Source organism: Sphingobium herbicidovorans (assembly GCF_002080435.1).
GTDB lineage: Bacteria > Pseudomonadota > Alphaproteobacteria > Sphingomonadales > Sphingomonadaceae > Sphingobium > Sphingobium herbicidovorans.
On record NZ_CP020538.1, the window covers coordinates 2,457,784 to 2,479,304 of the forward strand.

Here is a 21,521-nt window from a genome sequence, read left to right on the forward strand (position 1 = left end):
AAAAGGCCCGCCATCGGCGAGCCTGCGAGTGTGAGAGCCGCTCTTTTATGATGCTTAATCCGCGGCGTCTTCGACGGCCTGGCCAGCGCTTTGGACGTCTTTGCCAGCGCCTTCCACGGTGTTGCATGCCGCAACCAGCAGCGAACCTGTAAGAAGCAGGGCGGCAAGGATATTCTTGGTCATGTTCATCTCCTCTAAAAATCTGAGCCGGATGGCCGCGCTATCCGGCGGCTGAGGGAGAACCCACGGCCAGGAATTACGTTCCGCAGCCGGAAATATCTCTGATTACTGGGAAATTTGCCCCATATAATCTGAGCCCGGAACGCGTCGGGGGGGGAGAAACGTTCCGGGCTCATGTTTTTTTGGATAGCAAGAGCGGGGGGCAAAAGATTTGCTATCCGGTATGCAGAACCCATCAAAACCGCATTTGGTTCCGCCATCCTCCACAAACGCATTTTTTTATTATCATTTATATTCAATTGGTTGCCGCGATAGCTCTGAGAAGAGTTATAAAAATCCCTGCTATTCAGATCAGTGGGCGCCCGCTGTTCCGATATTCCGGCCTTATAGTGGATGGGGGAAGATCGTCCTGCACATCTGGTGTGATCGAGGCGGGAGGCGGATTGCGCACTTCGTCGGTTGGCGGGGCATTGCGTTCCGTAGCAACGGCCTCCGACGGCCAGCTTCGTCTGGCGGGCCCCGACTGATGCTCTTGGCCGGAATAGGGCACTCGAAACGCCACCTGGGTCCCGTGAAAGCCGGGACTGCGGTAGAAGATATGTGCGCCGATCACTGCAACCGGCCGCTTTGACGCAGCCCAGGAGGGCCTGACCGCCAAGGTATGATAGAAAGTGGCCAAGCCGACGGGAGCGTATACCCGGCCCGCGAGCGCCTGCTCGGCGATTCGGCGGGCGCGCATCCAGCTTTGCAAATCGCTTGGCCGCGCCATCGAGCCATCGCAACTGAAGGTGAATTGGCAGCGCAGGTCGGCTCGTTCCGAACCCTCATACACTACCCCGCATACGCTATGCGGCCAAAGGGGGCTGCGGACGCGATTGAGCACGACCTGAGCAACGGCGCGCTGCCCTTCTTCAGGCTCATTGCCGGCCTCATAATAGATTGCGGACGTCAGGCAGTTGACTGCGCGATAGGCGTCCAGGGGGTCAGTCCACGGAATACGCTCACCGGCGCAGCCGGAACAGTTTCCAGCCTAAGCACGTGCTTGCTGCTCCCCGCAATTGCCGGCGGATCCTGAAACATATCGTCGGCAAAGAAATAGGCCGACCCGGGAAAGTTTTCGCCCGGCATCTCCGCGCCCTCGTTTCTTCCCGATGCATCGGCCAGCACATCGAGTGGCGCGGCCGTGATCAGGCGCGGGACGGCGACCGCCATCAGCGCCAGAGCGGCGAATGCCGCATGTCGCAACTGCCCGGCCCGGATATGCAAGCCAGATCACCTCTTGAATCAACTGCGGCAAGAGCGCCGCGTGGACGAATTAGCGCAAAAGCATTGCCACTTTCTTCTCATCAGTCCGTTCCGACGGCGGCATTGCAAACGGCGCTTGGGGCAGATCAGCATTCCCTTGCTTGGCAAGCGTGCATCCCCTCCGCTATGCGATGACAATGCTAGTGCACAATGACAGCCTCGCCCTGATCGGCAACACGCCGCTGGTGCGCCTTGCCGGCCCGTCCAAAGAGACAGGGTGCGACATCTTCGCGAAATGCGAATTCGCCAATCCGGGCGCTTCGGTGAAGGATCGCGCAGCGCTTTTCATCGTCAACGACGCCGAGGAAAAAGGCTTGCTGACGCCCGGCGGCACGATCGTCGAAGGGACGGCCGGGAATACCGGCATCGGCCTGGCGCTGGTCGCCAATGCTAAGGGCTACAAGACGATCATCGTCATGCCCGAAACGCAGAGCCGCGAAAAGATGGATACGCTGCGCGCCTTGGGGGCGGAACTCGTCACCGTGCCAGCGGCGCCTTATTCCAACCCTGGCCATTTCGTCCACACGTCCCGCCGGATTGCCGAAGAGACGGAAAATGCGATCTGGGCCAACCAGTTCGATAACATCGCCAATCGCAAGGCGCATATCGTCGGCACCGCAGAAGAAATCTGGACCCAGATGGACGGACAGATTGACGGCTTCATCTGCGCGGCCGGGACAGGCGGCACCATCGCGGGCGTGGGACTGGGGCTGAAAGCGCATGATGAGAATGTCACGATCGCGTTGAGCGACCCTTATGGCGCGGCATTGTACAATTATTATGCGCATGGCGAACTGAAAGCGGAAGGATCGTCGGTCGCCGAAGGCATCGGGCAGGGGCGCATCACCGCCAATCTGGAAGGCGCGCCGATCGACACGCAATTCCGTATCTCCGATGAAGAGGGGCTGCATTGGGTCAAGCGATTGCTGGCTGAAGAGGGGCTGTGCCTCGGCTTATCGTCGGGCATCAACGTCGCCGGGGCCGTGGCGCTGGCGCGTGAACTTGGGCCGGGGAAACGAATCGCCACGATCCTGTGCGATACTGGCTTCCGTTACCTTTCGACGCTCTACAATCGCGAGTGGCTTGAGTCGAAAGGCTTGACGGTGTTCCCCTGGCTCGCGCACAATCGCTGATCGCCGACACGGGTCGCGGCGACCAAGAACAAAAGAGCGCTTCAATGGCTGAACATCCCCGCCGACAGGAAGGGTTACAGCGTGTCCAGATCGGCCTGACAGGGTTGGCGGGCGTGGTGCTCCTGGTAGGCTTGGCCAATATCGTTATTGAAAAGGCGCGGCTCGACGATCCGGCGGTCCCGCCGCCGGCCGTGCCTACACTTGATCTCAACGCCGTGGCTCCCAAGGAGCCGCTGGCGGAACTTGGTGTGCAGCCAGCGCCCGCGCAGCAGCCGGTCGTCCCCGACTTGCAACCCGATCCCAACCTGACAAGCCCGATGGACCGCGATCCCCAAGCGTCCGAGCGCTGACCTGCCAGCAGCGCGCATTTCATGACGGCAGCGCTTCGCACCTTCGTTATGTCCTGTGCGGGCCAATTTATATTCCTGCTTGCCGGGCTACCAGCGTTGCTCCGCACCGGCCAGGTCGATCTGCTCGCCTGGGTCTGGCCCGCGTTGATCCTCGTGATGGTCGCCGCAGTGGTTCGGATGAGACGTAGCACCTTTCATGCCGTCTGGATCGGCGCGGGAAGTTTGGGCACGGTCATCCTTTTTTCATGGCTGGCGACGGGACGATTGCCGGGCCATGTCGAAATTGCCTGGCTGAGCCTTATCGGCATCCTGGCCGTCGGGGCAGGGCTATCCCTGCCCCGACGGCGGCGGATGGGACTGCTTCTGATAGGAATGGCGGGTCTTGCGTGCTGGCTTTCTGCCGAACCTCCAATCAAACCGACGAAAGAGCGGCCTGTGCTGGCGGTAATCAGCGCGCTTCCACTCTTCTGGCGGGATGGGGACGGCGGGATTCAATCTCAGTCCGACGCGCCGATCATCAAGATACTGCGCCAGCGTTTTGATGTGCGGCCAATCGACAGCCCCTTGTCCCCCGGAATGCAGGGCGCGAAGGCGGTCTTGCTGGCCCAGCCCCGCGGCTTGTCGGACGCGGAATTATCTTCCCTGGATGATTGGGTGCGGCGGGGAGGAAATATGGTGCTGCTCGCGGACCCACTGCTCCGCTGGCCATCGTCCCTGCCATTGGGCGACCGCCGCCGTGCCCCGGCAGTCACGATGCTCGCGCCGCTGCTGGCCCGCTGGGGCGTGGCGTTGCTGCCTCCTTCATCAACAGGGGAAGAACGGCAGATGCTGGCTGATGGCCGCTTGCTCACGACTATGGCGGCATCGTCCTTCGCCGTCCGCGACCCGTCGAATTGCCGGGTCGAACAAAACGCGCTGATTGCACACTGCAGTTTAGGGCGCGGTCAAGCAGTGCTGGTGGCGGACGCCGATCTGATAGATGACCGGCTTTGGCTGGTCGATGAGGCTGCGCCGCTCAACATGCGCGAGTGGAGCGCCGATACGCCAGGCTTCCTTGTCGAGCAATTGGGCGGCGGCCCGGTAGATTCCCGGTCGTGGCTCAAATCAGTCGCCACGCTGACGCTCGCCCTGCGCTGGTCGATCATTGCGGCGATTATTTGGGCAATCATGGGAAGCGTCGTGTCGCTGGGCTGTTTGCGGGGGTTCGTCGATCGTTCCTTCGGCAGGCGTCCGGCATTTGCCCAACTGGATCGGGAGTAAAATCCAGAACAAAACAGGATTTCCCAAAATCTCCCGACTTTTCCCTTTTCTTGTCGTTCGCTGCTTGGTATCTAAAAGCCATAGGGGTTTGTCAGGCTTTGTCAGTCCTGTGCGCCGACCGCGATAAGGTGGTTTGGCGGACGATGGCCTGCGCCCCTGCGAACAGAGGGGCAGCAGTCCGAACGTGTCGGAAATCATTCTCTTTACGGGCAACGCGTTCAGCGTCGCGGACGGCAAAGGCCGGTTCGTGCTGCCCCTGGAGATGCGCCGACAGGTCAAGCAGTCCAGCGGCGGCGAAACGCGGCTTTATCTCTCCGTCCATGGTGACAACCCCTGCGCCACGGGCTTTGGAGAATCGCATCGCCGCTTCCTGTTCACCGAGGTCGAGGAACTGGCTCGCGAAGCAAGGGCGCAAGGTCGCGACTATAACGCCGATCTGGAATTGGAACGCCGCCTCGGCACGATTGAGGAGGTGAATTTCGACGACGGCGGCCGCTTTGCCATGCACCCCGATATCAAGGAAGAATATGGCATTGCCGATGCCGTCTTCTTTTATGGCGTGGGCCGCTACATCCAGATCTGGAAGCCGGAAACGCTCGTCGATAGCAAGGATCGGCCCGAACTGATCCGTAACAAGGTCCGCCGCTGGCTGGATCAGCGCGCAGCTGGAGGCGTCAAGTGAACGCTGCTGTCGATCCGGATCGCCATATCCCGGTCCTGCTCGATGAAGTGCTTGACGCCCTCGCCATCAACCCCGGTGAGGTTCACGTCGATGGCACCTTCGGCGCTGGCGGCTACTCGCGCGCGATGGCGGCAAGGGGCGCGACGGTTTTCGCATTCGATCGGGATCCTGATGCGATTCGCGAAGGGCAGGCGCTGGCGGATGAAAATGGCATTACGCTGATTGCGGGGGAATTTTCCCGCATGAAGGAATTGCTCGCCGAAAAGGGTGTGTCGCACGTATCGGGCGTCACGCTCGATATCGGCGTGTCGTCGATGCAGCTTGATCGGCCGGAACGCGGTTTTTCGTTTCAGTCGGATGGGCCGCTCACCATGACGATGAGCCAGAGCGGGATGAGTGCCGCGGATTTCCTGAATAATGCTCCTGAACAGGAAATCGCCGATGTCCTCTATCGCTACGGTGAGGAGCCGCGCTCGCGCCGGGTGGCTCGCGCCATCGTAGAGGCGCGTCCTCTGGAGCGCACCGGTGAGCTTGCCAGCGTCATTCGCAGGGCGCTGGGCCATAAGCCGCATGACAAGAAAGATCCGGCGACCCGCGCTTTCCAGGCAATCCGCATTCATGTGAATCGCGAACTGGAAGAACTGGAGCGCGGGCTGGAAGCGGCCGAGGCGATGCTGGAGGAGGGCGGTCGGCTCGCCGTCGTCACCTTTCACAGCCTTGAAGACCGTATCGTCAAGCAGTTCCTGCGCAACCGCAGCGGCGGCGAAGGGGCCGGATCGCGGCACCTGCCCGAGCGTCGCGCGGGTGACGCACCGACATTTCGCAAGCCCGCCAAAGCCGTTCGCGCCGGTGAGAGCGAACTCGCCCGCAATCCGCGGGCCCGTTCCGCTACGCTGCGCAGCGCCGTCCGCACGGATGCCCCCGTTTCAGGTTCTTCGCGGAGTATGCGCTCATGATCGCGGTCAAGAGGTTGCAGAGCCTGATCTGGATATTGCTGGTGGCGCTGGGTGCGCTGGGCGCTTACCTCGTGTCGCTGAAAGTCGCGACCGAGCGCAATGAACTGATGAAGGTGCAGGCTCAGATCGCGCGGGCGCGGGCGGACATCCGCTATCTTGAGACAGAGTTCAGCGCGCGGGCGAGCATGCGGCAGTTGGAGCGTTGGAACCAGCATGACTTCATGTATGCGACGCCGACGACCCAGCAATATCTGGGCGGCGAGCGGGCGCTGGCGAATCTGGATGGCATCCAGCCCAACGGGCCTGATTATGTAGCGCCGCCGGTGATGGTGGCGATGGTCGAAACCCCTGCCGATCTGCCTTCCGCGCCGCAGCCCGCCCCGGCCAGCCCGGCAGCGACCCAGATCCGCAGCGACATTGCCGTCATTCGTGAAGCGCACGCCGCCGACAATGTTGACGCGGTCGCCAGGCCGGCTGCCCGCAGCGCGGCGGAAAAGGCGAAGGAGGACTCCGACATGTCGAAGCCCAATCCTGTCGCTCGCCGCGCTGAACGGATGGCGATGCTCGACGCCAAGCTGCTGGACGACAGCACCATGGGCGATATCAGCACCAAGGCGGCGCGCGAGCGCAGGAAAGGCGCGCGCTGATGGCGACGATCATCGTTCAGCCGGGTGGCGCCAGAGCAGGCAAGCAGCGGGTCGATCTGACGGCGATCGCGCATAATCGGCTGATGGTGTTGCTGATCCTGTTCATGGCGATCACCATGGTCGTGATCCTGCGCCTTGCCTGGGTCGGTGTCTTTGCACAGGGCGCGGACGGGGGCGACAGTGCGTCCGGCCTCATCCCCGCACGCGCCGACATCGTTGATCGCAATGGCGTTCCGTTGGCCCGGACGATGGATGCCTATTCGATCGCCGTCCGTCCCTCCCGGCTGATCGGTGAGCCTGCAGAAGTCGCGCGCAAGCTGCATGAGATTTTCCCCGATGAGTCTGCCGCCACTTTCTACAAGAAGCTGACTGGCAAGGGCTGGGCCTATCTCCGGCGTCGCGCGCTACCTGAAGAAGTGGCTGCGGTAAACGCCCTGGGCGAGATCGGCATCGAATTTCCCCGCGAAAAGGAGCGGCTCTATCCCCAGCGCAGCCTGGCCGCGCACGTTCTGGGCTTCGCCCCGAATGCGGAAGGGGTCGGCGGCATGGGCGTCGAAGCGGCGTTCAATGATCGTTTGATCGATCCGGCGCTGCGCGCGCAGCCCTTTGCCATTTCCATCGACAGCCGGGTGCAGGGCGCGCTGGAAAGCGAGCTTTACGCGCAGATGGTGGCGCAAAATGCCAAGGGCGCGGGCGGCGTCATTCTGGACGCCAATACCGGGGAAGTGATCGCCATGGCGTCGATCCCCGTCTTCGATCCGAACAAGCTGCAAAATTACGCGGGCAAGTCGTGCAGCGAATCGCCCCTTTGCAATCAAATCGTCCAGGCGCGCTATGAACTTGGTTCGACCTTCAAACCCTTGTCGATCGGCGCGGCGATGGATCGCGGCGTCATCACATCCATGGCAAAGCGCTATGACGCCACCGCGCCGCTTGCCGTCGCCGGCTTTCGCATCAAGGACGATCACGCGCTTGGCCGCTGGATCAACGTGCCGGAAATCCTGGTGCACAGCTCCAACATCGGGACCGCGCGGATCGCCGATGAAATGGGCGCGGCGTCCATGCAGCAGCTGTTCCGCAACCTGCAGTTCGACGAGCGCGCTCCGATCGAACTCAAGGAGCGCGCCAAGAGCCTGTGGCCCTATAATTGGGGCCGCATAACGACCATGACCGTTTCCTACGGCCATGGTATCGCCGTGACGCCGCTGCACCTCGCCAGCGCCTATGCCGCCCTTGTCAATGGCGGCATCTGGCGCCCGGCCACCCTGCGCAAACTGCACGCCAATGAAGTGCCCGAAGGCCATCGCGTCTTTTCCGCCGCCACCAGCGCGCGCATGCGCCAACTGTTGCGGATGATCGTTGCGGCGGGTACAGGTCGCAGCGCCGACGCCAAGGGATTCCGGGTGGGCGGTAAGACGGGTTCCGCCGAGAAGCCTGAAGAAGGCCGATATAACAAGAGTTCGCTGGTGACGACTTTCGCGTCCGCATTTCCCATGGATAATCCCCGTTACGTCGTGCTGACGATGATGGATGAACCGAAGGGCAACGCCCAGACTTTCGGCCTGCGCACTGCGGCCTGGACCGCCGCGCCGGTGGTCAAGCGCGTGATCGAGCGCACCGGCCCGATGCTGGGCGTGCTGCCGGACGAGCGGCGCGACGTCGATATTTCCGACCTCATGCCCCTGCTTGGGCAGGAAAAGGAAAAGCATTGAGATGCGCCTCGGGTCGCTCATCGAGGGGCTGGATGTGAAGCTCGACACCGCAGCATCTCTGGATGTCTCGGTGTCGGGCTTCGCGATCGATAACCGAAAGGTCGCGCCGGGCACTATCTTTGGCGCGTTCCAGGGCCTGCGGGTCAATGGCGAAGATTATATCCCTCAGGCCGTGAAAGCGGGTGCTATGGTCGTCGTCGCGCGGCCCGAGGCTCGGGTCGAAGGGGCGGTGCATATAGCCCATGACAATCCGCGCCGCCTGTTCGCCCTGCTCGCCGCCCGCTATTTCGCGCCTTTCCCCGATGTCACCGTTGCGGTCACCGGGACGAATGGCAAGACGTCCACGGTCGAGCTTGCACGCCAGCTATGGCGCATGCTGGGGCATCATTCCGCCTCCATTGGCACGCTAGGCGTCACCACCTCGGTCGATCAGGTCTCGACTGGCCTCACCACGCCTGACATTGTCACTTTCCTGTCCAACATGTCGGGCCTCAAGCGCGAGGGCGTCACCCATGCCGCTTTCGAAGCGTCGAGCCACGGCCTTGCTCAATATCGGACAGAGGGACTGCCTGTGTCGGCCGGTGCGTTCACCAATCTGTCGCGAGACCATCTCGACTATCATGGCGACATGGACAGTTATTTCGACGCAAAGATGCGGCTGTTCGATGAGGTTGTTGCGCCCGATGGCGCAGCGGTCGTCTGGGCCGATGATGAATGGTCGGACAAGGTTATCCAGCGAGCTACGAAGCGGGGGCTTCGTGTGCTGAGCGTCGGGGTGCAGGGGCAGGCATTGCGTCTTGCCAACCGCACCCCGACCCAGTTGGGCCAGACTTTGGATGTCGAAGCCGACGGTAAGGCTTATAAGGTCAACTTGCCGCTGATCGGCGCCTATCAAGCTGCCAATGCGCTCACGGCTGCGGCTCTGGTGATTGCAGGCGGCGAGGATGCGGCCAAGGTTCTTGAACTGCTCGGTCGGGTCCAGCCGGTGCGTGGTCGCCTGGAACGCGCTGTCATTACCAAGGCGGGAACGCCCGTCTATGTTGATTACGCCCATACGCCCGATGGTCTGCGCGCGGCGATCGAGGCGCTTCGGCCCCATACGCGCGGTCGTCTGATTACCCTGTTCGGGGCGGGCGGAGATCGTGATGCAGGCAAGCGTCCGCAGATGGGCAAGGTGGCGGCCGATCTATCCGATCATGTCATCGTCACCGACGATAATCCCCGGTCCGAAGATCCTTCCGCGATCCGCGCCGCCGTGATGGCAGGTGCGCCGGGAGCAGAGGAAATCGGCGGTCGTCGCGCAGCCATCGCCGCCGCCATTGCGCGCGCGGGCGCGGATGATATCGTCCTGCTGGCGGGCAAGGGGCATGAGCAGGGCCAGATCATCGGCGATCGGGTGCTGCCATTCGACGACGTCACCGTTGCCCGGGAGTGTGCCGGGTGAACGAGCTTTGGACCTCTGCCGAAATCGCGCAGGCCACAGGGGGCGTCGCTTCGGCGCCCTTCGCTGTTTCAGGTGTCGCTTTCGACAGCCGAGAAGTGACAGGCGGCGACCTGTTTGTCGCGATGAAGGGCGAAACGACCGACGGCCACAATTTTATCGACAAGGCATTTGGTCAGGGGGCTGCGGGCGCCATCGTCAGCGAACCCATCGCACAGCCGCATATCCTCGTGCCGGACAGCGCAGCCGCACTCGAAGCATTGGGTCGCGCATCCCGTTCCCGCATGCAGGGAAAGGTGATTGGCGTCACCGGTTCAGTCGGCAAGACCGGCACGAAAGAAGCCTTGTTCCAGGCGCTCGATCGCGTCTGTCCCGGCGAAGTCCACCGGTCGGTCAAGAGCTACAACAATCATGTCGGTGTGCCCTTGAGCCTGTCGCGCATGCCCCGCGATTCAGCCTTTGGCGTTTTCGAGATGGGTATGAACCATGCCGGTGAGTTGGCCGCGCTGACGCAGCAGGTTCGCCCGCATGTTGCGATCGTGACCGCAATAGCGCCAGCCCATATCGAATTTTTCGGTACGGAAGAAAAGATCGCGCAGGCCAAGGCCGAGATATTCGAAGGATTGGAGCCTGATGGCACCGCCGTCATTCCTTATGACAGTCCCCATGTCGCCACGCTTTATGCGAAGGCGGAACAGCACGCCGCGCGGATTTTGACCTTCGGCTTCGATGAGCAGGCCGATGTTCGCGCCCGCGATATGGTCCCTGCCGCGAATGGCGGCACATTGGTCACCGCGACGCTGCCAAGTGCGGAACTTTGCTTTACCGTAGCCGCGCCCGGCGAGCATTGGGTTTCGAACGCGCTCGCGGTGCTGGCGACGGTAGAGGCGCTGGGCGGCGATCTCGCGGCGGCGGGTCTTGCCCTCGCCGAAATGCCCGGCCTGCCGGGTCGGGGCGAGCGCCGGACCTTGTCAGTCGGTGGCGGAGAAGCGCTGCTGATCGACGAAAGTTACAATGCCAACCCGCTCAGCATGGCGGCAACGCTCAAGCAACTGGGCAAGGAACGCGCGAGCCGCAGGATTGCGGTGCTGGGCGGTATGCGCGAACTGGGTGATCGCAGCAGCGAACTGCATGCCGGGCTCGCTGAGCCGCTGGCGGAGGGGCAGGTCGATTACGCCATTCTCGTGGGTGATGAAATGAAGCCGCTGGCCGAAGCGCTCGGCGCCACCGTGGCGTTTGCCCATGTGGTCGACGCAGCTGCGGCCACCGACCTCATTCAAACAGAAATGCGGGCAGGCGACGCCATATTGGTGAAGGGATCGAACGGCATCGGCCTCTCGCGCCTGGTCGCCGCGCTTGGGGAGCATAAGGACTGATGTTGTACTGGCTCGCCCAGACCATGGACTTCGCGGGGATTTTCAACCTCATCCGCTATCTGAGCTTCCGCGCGGGCGCGACGATCGCGACGGCCTTCATCATTGGCCTTGTCATTGGTCCGCGCTTCATCGGATGGCTCCGCGTGCGCCAGGGCAAGGGGCAACCGATCCGCGACGACGGCCCGCAAACTCATCTCGCCAAGCGCGGTACGCCTACGATGGGCGGCCTGATGATACTGACGTCGATGATTATATCGGTGCTGTTGTGGATGGACCTTTCGTCCATCTACGTCTGGGCATGCCTGTTCGTGACGCTGGGCTTCGGCGCCATCGGCTTCCTCGACGACTATGACAAGGTGACGAAGGCAAGCCATAAGGGGTTGTCGGGCAAGATGCGCCTTTTCTTCGAATTCCTCATCGCGGGGGTCGCGGCTTGGCTGATCGTTACCCAGCATGGCAATACGGCGCTTTACCTGCCCTTCTACAACGGCCCTGCGATTGAGCTTGGACCCTTCTATTTCCTCTTTGCCGCCTTCGTGATCGTCGCGTTCGGCAATGCGGTCAACCTGACCGATGGTCTTGACGGTCTGGCCACCATGCCGGTCATCATCGCCTGCATGGCATTCATGGCGATCGTCTATCTCGTGGGCCGCGCCGACTATGCCGAATATCTTGGCATTCCACATGTGCCGGGAGCGGGCAACCTGACGATCCTGTGTGGCGCGATCATCGGCGCAGGGCTCGCATTCCTGTGGTTCAACGCACCACCCGCAGCCGTTTTCATGGGCGACACCGGCAGCCTGGCGCTGGGCGGCACGATCGGCGTGATCGCCGTCACCGCTCATCATGAGATCGTGCTGGGCGTGATCGGCGGGCTCTTCGTCGTCGAGGCGATGAGCGTCATTATTCAGGTCTTCTTCTACAAGCGGACGGGTAAGCGCGTGTTCCGCATGGCGCCGATCCACCATCATTTCGAGCAGCTTGGCTGGGCCGAACCGACGGTCGTGATCCGTTTCTGGATCATCTCTTTCGTTCTGGCGCTGGCGGGTCTCGCCACGCTGAAATTGCGGTGAGCGGGATGGGGCTGGTTTCCTCCGCCTTTGCTGGCAAGACATATGCGGTCCTGGGCCTCGCGCGTTCCGGGCTGGCGACCGTCGAGGCGCTGGTCGCCAGCGGCGCGCGGGTCGTCGCCTGGGACAATCGGGACGAAGCCCGCGCGGCGGTCGCGGACAAGGCCGAACTGGCCGATCCTCTGGAGATCGACCTTGCCGGCTTCGACGGCGTCGTCGTCTCTCCCGGCGTTCCACTCAACAAGCATCCCATCGCCATGCACGCCAAGCTCGCCGGCGTTCCGATCATCGGCGACATCGAGTTGTTCGCCCTTGCCCGTCCGACGCTGCCCGCGCACCGCGTGGTCGGCATCACCGGCACCAACGGCAAGTCGACCACCACCGCACTGGTCCATCACATCATCGAAGCGGCGGGCATCCCGACCCGTATGGGCGGCAATATCGGCTTGCCCATCCTGGGCCAGGATCCCCTGCCCGAAGGCGGCGTCTATGTGCTGGAACTGTCCAGTTATCAGATCGATCTGACGCAGAGCCTTGATTGCGACGTGGCGGTGCTGCTCAATATCACGCCTGACCATCTAGACCGCTATAACGGCTTTGAAGGCTATGTTGCGTCCAAAGCCCGGCTTTTCGCCATGCAGTCGCCCAATCAAGTCGCGGTGATCGCGACCGGGGATGAACCGAGCCGTTCGATAGCTGGCCAGCCCGGCGCACGGCGGGTGACAGTGTCGGCCGCAGACATAGACCCGGTGGTTCAGACTGGCTGGCCGTCCTTGCAAGGGCCGCATAACGCCCAGAACGCGGCTATCGCCATCTCCGTGGCGCAGGCGCTTGGCATAGACGATGCAACGATCCGGTCCGCTCTGCGCAGCTTTTCCAGCCTGCCCCACCGCATGCAGCGGGTACGCGAACTGAATGGCGTCCTCTATGTTAATGATAGCAAGGCGACCAATCCCGCTTCCACGGCGCCCGCGCTGGCCGCCTATCCGCCCATTGACGGCCGCCCACGCCTGCACTGGATCGTTGGCGGGCTCGCGAAGATCGATAATCTCGATGAATGCGCGCCTTGGTTCGACAATGTCGCCGCGGCCTACACCATCGGTGAAGCGGGCCATATGTTCGCCGATCTGCTTCGCCCGCATATGGCGGTGAATGACAGCGAAATGCTATCGGCCGCCGTCCGGCGAGCCGCGCGGATCGCGCAGCCGGGCGATGTCGTGCTGCTGTCGCCAGCCTGTGCCAGTTTCGACCAGTTCCGGGATTTCGAGGCGCGAGGCGATGCTTTCGTCGCGGCCGTCGCGGCGCTGGAAGAAGGGGGCGTTGACGGTTAAAGGCGGGTTACGGGGCGAAGAAGGGGCGATCAGAATGTTCAGGGCAGGCGAACTGGTGAAGGGGTTCAAGAACCACACCGTTCCGCGTGAGCGTACGGCCCTGGCCATCTGGTTCTGGGAGATTGATCGCGTCCTCCTGTCGCTGATCGTAGCTCTGATGGCGATCGGCCTGGTTGCGGTCGCCGCCGCATCGCCGGTGGCGGCGATCGACCGCTCCACCACCGCGGTGTCTGTGACGCCGCTCATCTATTTCTATCGCCAGCTGATCTGGGTCTTCCTTGGCCTCCCCATCATGCTGGTCATCTCGATGCTGCCCCGTCAGCAGGCGCGGCGGTTGGCGCTGTTTCTGTCGGCCTTCTTCATTGTCATGCTGTTCTGCGTGCCCATCCTGGGATCGACCGTGAATGGCGCGCGCCGCTGGATCGACCTGCCTGGTTTCCGCTTTCAGCCATCGGAGTTTCTGAAGCCCGTCTATGTCGTGACCATGGCTTGGCTGCTGTCCCTTCGGGGTAAGGACATGACGCTGCCCGTTATCCCGCTGACCGGCGCGCTGACGCTGTTGATCGGGGCGATCCTGATGAAGCAGCCGGACTTTGGCCAGACGGTGATCTTCCTGGCGTGCTGGGGATGTCTGCTGCTGCTTTCGGGCGTGTCGATGCGGTTCATCGGAGCTATGGCGGGCGCGGGCCTGGCGGGCCTGGTGGCAATGTATATGTTCTATGAAAACGGCCGCCAGCGGATCAACGACTTCCTTGGCATCGGTGTTGCGCAGGATACCGGCCCCGATCAAAGCGAACTTGCGTTCCGTACCATCACGCATGGCGGATTTACCGGCGTGGGGCCGGGCGGGGGCCAGCACAAGTTCAGCCTGCCAGAAGCGCATACCGACTACATCTTCTCTGTCATTGGCGAGGAATTCGGCCTGCTCGCCTGCATCGGCATCGCCTGCGTCTATCTGGCGGTCGTGGTGCGCGTGCTGCTGCGCATGCTGGACGAGGATGATAATTTCACGATCCTTGCCGCTGCGGGCCTGACCATGCAGTTCGGGCTGCAGGCGATCATCAACATGGGCGTCAATGCCCAGATATTTCCGTCAAAGGGTATGACGCTGCCCTTTATCAGCTATGGCGGCTCCTCTATGCTGGCTCTTTGTATCGGGGTCGGCCTGCTGCTTGCGTTCACGCGACGCAATCCCTTCATGGGGCGGCATACCGTCGTCAAATGGAGTGGTCGATGAGCATTTCCCGTCACTTCGTCCTCGCGGCTGGCGGGACGGGTGGTCATATGATTCCGGCTCATGCCGTGGCCGAGGAACTGATGGCGCGGGGCCATCATGTCGCATTGGTGACGGATGAGCGGGGCGCGAAGATCCCGGGGATATTCGACCGGGCGCAGGTTCACGTGCTTCCCGCAGGCCGGATGACCAGCAATCCGAAGAGCTGGCCGGGCGCGCTGAAAGCGATCCTCGCGGGCCGCGCCATGGCCCGGCGCCTGAACGAGACCTTCCGCCCGACTGCGGTGGTCGGCTTCGGCGGCTATCCCGCCATGCCCGCGCTGCTGGGCGCGCTGGCCGACGGCATCCCAACAGCTATCCATGAACAGAATGCCGTGCTCGGCCGCGTCAATCGCCTTCTCGCCCGCCGCGTCGATGCGATCGCCACGGCCTATCCTCGCGTCGAGCGCCTTCGCGACAAATATGCGGCGAAGGTGCATCTCGTCGGCAATCCCGTGCGAGAAGAAGTGAAGGCGCTGCGCGACGAGGACTTTCCTGCTCTAACGGATGAAAGCGTCTTTCGCGTCCTCGTGATCGGCGGCAGCCAGGGGGCAAGCATTCTGTCCTCTGTCGTGCCCGACGGCCTCGGAATGCTGCCGCTCAGTTTGCGCCGCCGCCTGCAGGTGACGCAGCAATGCCGCGCCGAAGATATAGAGCGGGTTCGCCACCTTTATGCCGATCTGGAAATCCCGGCGGACCTGGCGACCTACTTCAATGATGTGCCCGAAAAGTTGAGCTGGTCGCATCTCGTCATCGCCCGCGCGGGTGCCTCGACTCTGGCGGAGCTGACCTGCGCGGGTCGTCCTGCGATTCTGGTTCCGCTGCCCAGCGCGATGGACGACCACCAGACGGTCAATGCCCGCGAAATGACGGAGGCGGGCGGCGCGCGGACCATCCCGCAGTCGCGCTTTACCGCCGTCGAGTTGGCCAAGCAGATGCAGAAGATGGCGATGGAACCTGGCGCGCTTCAGAACGCCGCCAAGCGCGCCCGTGCCTGCGGCCGTCCCAATGCGGCGCGCGACATGGCCGACCTGCTGGAAAGCATCGGCCATGCGCCCATCCTCAATGACCCGCTTCGCGTCGGCCCGCTGCCGACCAGCCTCAATCTCCAGGGAGTTCCCGCATGAAGGGTGTCGGCACCGACATCGGCACGATCCATTTCATCGGCATTGGCGGCATCGGCATGTCCGGTATCGCCGAGGTGATGCACAATCTGGGTTACAAGGTTCAGGGTTCCGACGTCGCCGAAGGCTATGTCGTCGAAGGTCTGCGCAAGAAGGGCATTGATGTGATGATCGGCCACAAGGCCGAAAATCTGGGTGATGCCGCTGTGGTCGTGACATCCACCGCCATCAAGAAGGGCAATCCCGAAGTCGATCTGGCGCTGGAAAAGCGCGTCCCCGTCATCCGCCGCGCCGAAATGCTGGCGGAGTTGATGCGCCTGAAATCGACTGTGGCGGTCGCTGGCACGCATGGCAAGACCACGACGACATCCATGATCGCAGCATTGCTGGACGCGGGTGGAGTGGACCCGACCGTTATCAACGGCGGTATCATCAACAGCTATGGCTCCAATGCTCGTCTGGGCAAGAGTGACTGGATGGTGGTTGAGGCTGACGAAAGCGACGGCAGTTTCCTGCGTCTCGATGGCACGCTGGCGGTTGTCACCAATATTGATCCTGAACATCTCGATCATTATGGCAGCTTCGACAAGGTGAAGGACGCCTTCGTCGAATTCGTTGAAAATGTGCCCTTCTATGGCGCGGCGATGCTGTGTCTCGACCATCCTGAAGTGCAGGCGATCCTGCCGCGCGTTCAGGACCGGCGCATCGTCACCTATGGTTTTTCTGCGCAGGCCGACATACGCGGCGAAAATGTCCAGCCAATCCCCGGCGGCAATCGCTTCGATGTGCAGATCCGCGAGCGAGACGGCTCGCTTCGCAGGATCGAAGGGATCGAAATGCCAATGCCTGGTCGCCATAACGTGCTGAACGCCATGGCCGCCATTGGCGTGGCGTTGCAGATGGGCATCGACGACGCGACCATCCAGACCGGCTTCGCCAAATTTGGTGGCGTAAAGCGCCGCTTTACCAAGGTCGGGGAAATCCCGACAGGGCAGGGCGTTGCGACGGTCATCGACGATTACGGCCATCACCCGGTGGAGATCAAGGCAGCCCTCGCCGCCGCTCGTGAAGGCGCAAAGGGGCGTGTCATCGCCGTGGTCCAGCCTCACCGCTTCACCCGCCTGCGCGACCTGATGGACGAGTTCCAGCAGGCGTTCAACGACGCCGACATCGTCTATGCGGTGCCAGTCTACGCCGCGGGCGAGCAGCCGATTGAAGGCGTGGACAGCGCCGAACTGGTCGCCGGTCTCAAGCGGCGCGGACATCGATCCGCCGCCACGGTGAACGGCGCTGACGATCTGGCTCGCGCCATAGCGGCGGATGTTCAGGCGGACGATATGATCGTCTGTCTCGGCGCGGGTGACATCACTAAATGGGCAGCGGGTCTCGCCCCGGCTGTTGCGGCTCGGGAAGCTGCCTGATGCCGTTGCCTCAAATTCTGGTCCTGGGGGTGGTCGCTTGACGACGACGGTCGCGCCCCTTCCTTCGGTTCGCGGGTCGCTCAAGGCTGATGCGCCGCTCGCGCCGCTCGTCTGGTTCAAGGCGGGCGGGGTGGCGCAATGGCTGTTTGAGCCAAAGGATGTCGAGGACCTGTGCGACTTCCTCGCGCGGCTTGATCCGAAGGTTCCGGTGATGGCGCTGGGCCTCGGGTCAAACCTGATCGTCCGCGATGGCGGCGTGCCCGGTGTCGTCGTGCGACTGGGCAAGCCGTTCGCCAAGGTTGAGCAGGTCGATGCTACGACGCTTCGCTGCGGGGCAGGGGCTTCTGGTATCCTCGTATCCTCGACGGCGCGCGATGCTGCTATTGCGGGCCTGGAGTTTCTCCGTTCCATTCCTGGCACCGTGGGCGGTTTCGTGCGCATGAATGGGGGCGCCTATGGTCGTGAGACCTGCGACATCCTCGTTGAGTGCGATGTGGTGCTCCGCTCGGGCAAGCGCGTGACGCTGGCGCTCGACGCGCTGGCTTACACCTATCGCCACAGCATGCTGCCCGAAGGAGCGGTGGTGGTGAGCGCCGTATTCCGCGGCATCCCCGGCGATCCCGCCGCCATCCAGGCGGAAATGGACCGCATCGCCGCCGCGCGCGAGGAAAGCCAGCCGCTCCGCAGCAAGACCGGCGGTTCCACATTCAAGAACCCCGCCGGTCACAAGGCGTGGGCGCTGGTGGACGAGGCCGGGTGCCGTGGCCTGCAACTGGGCGGTGCGCAGGTTTCAGAGAAACACACCAATTTCCTCCTCAACATGGGCGATGCCACCAGCGCCGACATCGAGGCGCTGGGCGAGGAAGTGCGCCGCCGCGTGAAGGAAAAGAGTGGCATCGAACTGGAATGGGAAATTCAGCGCGTGGGCCTGTTGGCAGATCACGCCGCTCAGGAAAATCGCGTGGGAGTGAAGAAGTGAGCCGTGGCCCCTGGCATGTTGCCGTCCTGATGGGCGGCTGGTCCGCCGAGCGGCCCGTATCCCTCTCGAGTGGCGAAGGCGTCGCCAAGGCGCTGGAATCGCGCGGGCACAAGGTGACGCGGATCGACATGGATCGCCATGTCGCCGCCCGCCTCGCGGAAGCTGATGCCGATGTCGTTTTCAACGCCCTTCACGGCGTTCCCGGCGAAGATGGCACGGTGCAGGGCATGATGGACCTGATGGGCATCACCTACACCCACAGCGGCCTCGCTACATCGGTCATCGCCATCGACAAGCAACTGACCAAACAGGCGTTGGTGCCCCATGGCATTCCCATGCCCGGGGGTCATGTCGTGACCAGCGCCAGCCTGTTCGACGCAGATCCGCTCCCACGTCCCTATGTGGTGAAGCCGGTCAATGAAGGCAGTTCGGTAGGCGTCGCGATCGTCATGCCGGAGGGCAATTACGGTTTCCCCATTGGCCGCGATGTGGAAGGGCCCTGGCAGCACTTCGACGAACTGCTCGCCGAACCCTATATTCGGGGCCGCGAACTGACGACCGCCGTGTTGGGTGAGGAAGCGCTGCTGGTCACGGAACTGCGGCCCAAGAGTGGCTTCTATGATTTTGACGCCAAATATACCGACGGCATGACCGAACATGTCTGCCCGGCGGACATCCCCGGCGAAATCAGCGAGGCATGCAAGGCGATCGCCCTTCGCGCGCACCGGTTGCTGGGGTGCAGGGGGGCGTCGCGCTCTGACTTCCGCTGGGATGATACGCAGGGTGTCGAAGGGTTGTACCTGCTGGAGGTCAACACCCAGCCGGGGATGACGCCCTTGAGCCTGGTGCCGGAACAGGCGGCGAAACTCGGCATTGATTATCCCGAACTGGTGGAGCGTATTGTCGAAGATGCGCTGAAGCAGAAGCAGGGCGCAAGGGGAGCAGGCAATGGCTGAAGCACGTATCCGGCGGGGCGGGACGGCGCGATTGGCGCGCACGGCCGGACCACGTGGTAGAAACGGACCGGGGCGGGGCAAGCCGGGCAAGCGGCGTTCATGGATTGGGCGCCTTGTCCATGCCCTCCCTGTCAGCGATGACACGCTTCAGCGGATGGCGAGTTGGGCGATCGTCGGCATTGTCGTCGCCGCGACCGCAGGCGTCGCCGCGTTGCTCGGCGTGCCCGCCATGGCCGAGCAGAAAGTCGCCCAAGTCGCTGCTAACGCCGGTTTCGAAGTGCAGAAGGTGGAAGTCCGGGGCGTTGAACGAATGGACGAACTGCCGGTCTACAACATCGCGCTCGGCCAAGTGGACCGCTCCATGCTTTCGCTCGACCTGCCCAAGGTACGGAACGAGATGTTGAAACTTGGCTGGGTCAAGGACGCGCGTATTTCGCGTCGCCTTCCCGACACGCTTGTCGTCGATATCGTGGAACGTGATCCGGTTGCGGTATGGCAGCATGATGGGCAACTGCATCTGATCGATGTGCAGGGCATCGTGCTGCAATCCGTTTCCACCGCCGCGATGCCTGATCTGCCGCTGGTGGTCGGCCCGGATGCCAACCGCCAGACTGCTGGGCTCAACAAGCTGATGGAGAATGCGCCTGCTTTGAAGCCGATGCTGGCCGGCGCGACATGGGTGGGGAATCGCCGCTGGGACTTGCGCTTCCAATCGGGGGAAACGCTTTCTCTGCCTGAAGGGGACGCGGCGTCCGCTACAGCATTGGTCAACTTTGCCCGCATGGACGGCGTCAATCGCCTGCTGGGGCGCGGCATCGTTAAGTTCGACATGCGCGATCCCGACCGCTTCGTCCTGCGCCTTCCCCAAGATCAGGCCGGCCGCAAACCCGACATCGAAGCCAAGGCAGTGGCCGCTGGCGAGGAAGGCTGACGATCATGGCGCAGCCCAAGGTCGACAAGCTCGTCACCGCGATCGACATAGGATCGTGGAAGGTGTCCGCTTTGATTGCGGGGCGCACCGAAACGGGTGAGCTGGCGATCCTGGGCACGGGTCAGCGGGAAAGCCGGGGCGTGCGCCGGGGTTTCATCGCCGACATGGAGCGCACCGAGCTTGCCGTGCGCGAAACCGTCGAACAGGCAGAGCGCGTCGCGGGCACCAATATCGAGGACGTATGGGTCAGCTTTTCCGGCGGCAGCCTGGTCAGCGACGTCGTCACGGTAGAACGCGACATGGGCGGCTACCGGGTCGAACAGCCAGACATTGACGACCTGCTCGCCACCGGCCAGCAGGGTATCGATCCCGATGGCCGGGTCGTGCTGCACGCGCAACCGACCTGCTTCACGATCAATGGCAAGGTGCCGGTCAAAAAGCCGCTGGGCATGCATGCGGACCTGCTGGGCGTAGATATCCATGTCGTGCTGGCGGATGGCGCCCCGCTGGCCAATCTCGACCTGTGCGTGCGCGGCGCTTATCTGAACGTCAACTCCATCGTTGCGTCACCGATCGCCACCGGCCTTGCCTGCCTGTCCGAAGAAGAAAGGGATCTGGGAGTCGCGCTGGTCGAACTGGGCGCGGGCGTCACCAACGTCTCGCTTTATGCCGGGGGCATGCTTGTCGGTCTGCACAGCATCCCGATGGGGGCATCCGACATCACCGACGACATTGCATCGGCTTTCGGCATCCGCCGCAGCCAGGCTGAACGGATCAAATGCTTCTATGGTTCGGCGATGCAGAACCGCCGGGATTTCCGCGACATGATCGAGATCGCGCCTCCTCATGGTGACGTCGCCGTGCCGGGGCAAAGCGCTGGCCCGAATGCGGACGGGGGCAAGATCACGCGCGCCGCGCTGGTCGCTGTGATCTGCGAGCGGCTCAATCTGTTGATGACGGAGGTCAACACGGCACTAGCTGGAATGGGATTCAATTCCCCGACCGGGCGGCAGGTGGTGCTGACCGGCGGAGGGGCCGAGTTGAAAGGCATTGCCGACTATGCGCAGGGCGCGCTCGGCCGCGCCGTTCGCATCGGCAGGCCGCGCGGCCTGGCGGCGATGCCGGAAGCGCATAGTGGCCCCGCCTTCGCGACGCTGGCCGGTCTTGCGCTTTACGGCGCATCGAACCCGGTTGATCTTAGAACGATAGCGCCCGCGCCTCAGACCGTTCATCGTATCAATCCGCCCCAATGGTGGCAGCGGATGATGCGGGCGATGAAGACGAACTATTGAATAAATCGGAAGCTGAACGAAATTTGCTGGTGAAATACACCATTTTCTGTTGCATTAATCTTCGATGACAGTTTCGCTCATGTCGCCGAAGCTGGAGGGAGC

19 protein-coding genes and 1 pseudogene are annotated in these 21,521 nt (G+C 62.8%); 18 read left to right on the plus strand and 2 right to left on the minus strand.

Annotated elements, in window-relative coordinates; all coding sequences use genetic code 11:
* Positions 1-54: 54 nt before the first annotated feature.
* Together B6S01_RS12150 and B6S01_RS12155 are read right to left on the minus strand one after the other, a co-directional pair.
* Positions 55-183, minus strand: coding sequence for an entericidin A/B family lipoprotein (locus B6S01_RS12150; protein WP_037462680.1), 129 nt, complete (start codon positions 181-183; stop codon positions 55-57).
* 343 nt (positions 184-526) lie between these two features.
* Positions 527-1,392, minus strand: a pseudogene (locus B6S01_RS12155) (cell wall hydrolase).
* A gap of 230 nt (positions 1,393-1,622) precedes the next feature.
* Between B6S01_RS12155 and B6S01_RS12160 the strand changes: the two are divergent.
* From B6S01_RS12160 to ftsA, 18 genes are all read left to right on the plus strand, one after another.
* Entirely contained in the window at positions 1,623-2,618 is a 996-nt protein-coding gene (locus B6S01_RS12160; RefSeq protein WP_037462679.1) for a cysteine synthase A, read from the plus strand.
* A 44-nt stretch (positions 2,619-2,662) separates the two neighbouring features.
* Positions 2,663-2,968, plus strand: a complete 306-nt coding sequence (locus B6S01_RS12165) for a hypothetical protein (protein WP_037462477.1) — start codon at positions 2,663-2,665, stop codon at positions 2,966-2,968.
* Between the two features lie 21 nt (positions 2,969-2,989).
* Positions 2,990-4,228, plus strand: a complete 1,239-nt coding sequence (locus tag B6S01_RS12170; RefSeq protein WP_051907979.1) for a Gldg family protein — start codon at positions 2,990-2,992, stop codon at positions 4,226-4,228.
* Positions 4,229-4,412: 184 nt separating this feature from the next.
* Complete coding sequence (locus tag B6S01_RS12175) at positions 4,413-4,910, plus strand: division/cell wall cluster transcriptional repressor MraZ (RefSeq protein WP_037462676.1); 498 nt, start codon at positions 4,413-4,415, stop codon at positions 4,908-4,910.
* On the plus strand, positions 4,907-5,866 hold the full coding sequence (gene rsmH, locus B6S01_RS12180) for a 16S rRNA (cytosine(1402)-N(4))-methyltransferase RsmH (RefSeq protein WP_037462474.1): 960 nt from the start codon (positions 4,907-4,909) through the stop codon (positions 5,864-5,866). Before B6S01_RS12175 ends, rsmH begins: the two co-directional genes overlap by 4 nt.
* On the plus strand, positions 5,863-6,513 hold the full coding sequence (locus B6S01_RS12185; RefSeq protein WP_037462473.1) for a hypothetical protein: 651 nt from the start codon (positions 5,863-5,865) through the stop codon (positions 6,511-6,513). Before rsmH ends, B6S01_RS12185 begins: the two co-directional genes overlap by 4 nt.
* A complete protein-coding gene (locus B6S01_RS12190; protein ID WP_037462471.1) occupies positions 6,513-8,225 on the plus strand; it encodes a peptidoglycan D,D-transpeptidase FtsI family protein in 1,713 nt (570 codons plus the stop codon). Before B6S01_RS12185 ends, B6S01_RS12190 begins: the two co-directional genes overlap by 1 nt.
* Before the next feature lies 1 nt (position 8,226).
* The gene (locus B6S01_RS12195) at positions 8,227-9,669 is read left to right on the plus strand and encodes a UDP-N-acetylmuramoyl-L-alanyl-D-glutamate--2,6-diaminopimelate ligase (protein WP_037462470.1); all 1,443 of its coding nucleotides are present in this window, start codon (positions 8,227-8,229) and stop codon (positions 9,667-9,669) included.
* Positions 9,666-11,042: a UDP-N-acetylmuramoyl-tripeptide--D-alanyl-D-alanine ligase gene (locus B6S01_RS12200; RefSeq protein WP_037462468.1), complete on the plus strand. Its 1,377-nt coding sequence runs from the start codon at positions 9,666-9,668 to the stop codon at positions 11,040-11,042. Before B6S01_RS12195 ends, B6S01_RS12200 begins: the two co-directional genes overlap by 4 nt.
* Entirely contained in the window at positions 11,042-12,115 is a 1,074-nt protein-coding gene (mraY, locus tag B6S01_RS12205) for a phospho-N-acetylmuramoyl-pentapeptide-transferase (protein ID WP_037462465.1), read from the plus strand. The genes B6S01_RS12200 and mraY overlap by 1 nt, the downstream gene beginning before the upstream one ends.
* 5 nt (positions 12,116-12,120) lie before the next feature.
* Positions 12,121-13,443 (plus strand): UDP-N-acetylmuramoyl-L-alanine--D-glutamate ligase, encoded by a 1,323-nt coding sequence (gene murD, locus B6S01_RS12210; protein WP_037462463.1) that lies wholly within the window; start codon positions 12,121-12,123, stop codon positions 13,441-13,443.
* A gap of 34 nt (positions 13,444-13,477) precedes the next feature.
* Positions 13,478-14,680 (plus strand): FtsW/RodA/SpoVE family cell cycle protein, encoded by a 1,203-nt coding sequence (locus B6S01_RS12215; protein ID WP_037462462.1) that lies wholly within the window; start codon positions 13,478-13,480, stop codon positions 14,678-14,680.
* Entirely contained in the window at positions 14,677-15,843 is a 1,167-nt protein-coding gene (murG, locus tag B6S01_RS12220; protein ID WP_037462459.1) for an undecaprenyldiphospho-muramoylpentapeptide beta-N-acetylglucosaminyltransferase, read from the plus strand. Before B6S01_RS12215 ends, murG begins: the two co-directional genes overlap by 4 nt.
* The gene (gene murC, locus B6S01_RS12225) at positions 15,840-17,261 is read left to right on the plus strand and encodes a UDP-N-acetylmuramate--L-alanine ligase (protein WP_037462458.1); all 1,422 of its coding nucleotides are present in this window, start codon (positions 15,840-15,842) and stop codon (positions 17,259-17,261) included. The genes murG and murC overlap by 4 nt, the downstream gene beginning before the upstream one ends.
* A gap of 37 nt (positions 17,262-17,298) precedes the next feature.
* A complete protein-coding gene (gene murB / locus B6S01_RS12230) occupies positions 17,299-18,240 on the plus strand; it encodes a UDP-N-acetylmuramate dehydrogenase (protein ID WP_037462457.1) in 942 nt (313 codons plus the stop codon).
* Positions 18,237-19,196 carry a D-alanine--D-alanine ligase gene (locus tag B6S01_RS12235; protein ID WP_037462455.1) on the plus strand — a complete coding sequence of 320 codons (960 nt, stop codon included), beginning with the start codon at positions 18,237-18,239 and terminating at the stop codon, positions 19,194-19,196. The genes murB and B6S01_RS12235 overlap by 4 nt, the downstream gene beginning before the upstream one ends.
* The gene (locus B6S01_RS12240) at positions 19,189-20,127 is read left to right on the plus strand and encodes a cell division protein FtsQ/DivIB (protein WP_037462452.1); all 939 of its coding nucleotides are present in this window, start codon (positions 19,189-19,191) and stop codon (positions 20,125-20,127) included. Before B6S01_RS12235 ends, B6S01_RS12240 begins: the two co-directional genes overlap by 8 nt.
* A gap of 5 nt (positions 20,128-20,132) precedes the next feature.
* Complete coding sequence (ftsA, locus tag B6S01_RS12245) at positions 20,133-21,419, plus strand: cell division protein FtsA (RefSeq protein WP_037462450.1); 1,287 nt, start codon at positions 20,133-20,135, stop codon at positions 21,417-21,419.
* The last annotated feature ends 102 nt before the right edge of the window (positions 21,420-21,521 follow it).